Source organism: Duganella violaceipulchra, from assembly GCF_019166075.1.
In the GTDB taxonomy this organism is placed as follows: domain Bacteria; phylum Pseudomonadota; class Gammaproteobacteria; order Burkholderiales; family Burkholderiaceae_D; genus Rugamonas; species Rugamonas violaceipulchra.
In genome coordinates, this window is sequence record NZ_JAHTGR010000230.1 from 1 (window position 1) to 255 (window position 255).

Here is a 255-nt window from a genome sequence, read left to right on the forward strand (position 1 = left end):
TACGCGCGCCATGGTGCCGATCGGGCGGCCGATCGCCAACACCCGCATCTACCTGCTTGATGAGGCGATGCGTCCGGTTCCGCTGTACGTGGCCGGCGAGCTGTATATCGGCGGCGTGCAGGTGGGGAGCGGTTATCTGCATCGACCGGAACTGACGGCGCAACGCTTCGTCGCCGATCCGTTTGCCGGCGTGGCCGAAGCGAAGCTGTACAAGACGGGCGACCTGGCGCGCTTCCTGGACGATGGCAATATCGA

The 255-nt window shown here is 65.1% G+C and carries 1 protein-coding gene; it reads left to right on the plus strand.

Annotated elements, in window-relative coordinates; genetic code table 11:
• On the plus strand, nucleotides 1-255 hold a 255-nt coding region (locus KVP70_RS33830; RefSeq protein ID WP_217946794.1), incomplete at both ends, for an AMP-binding protein.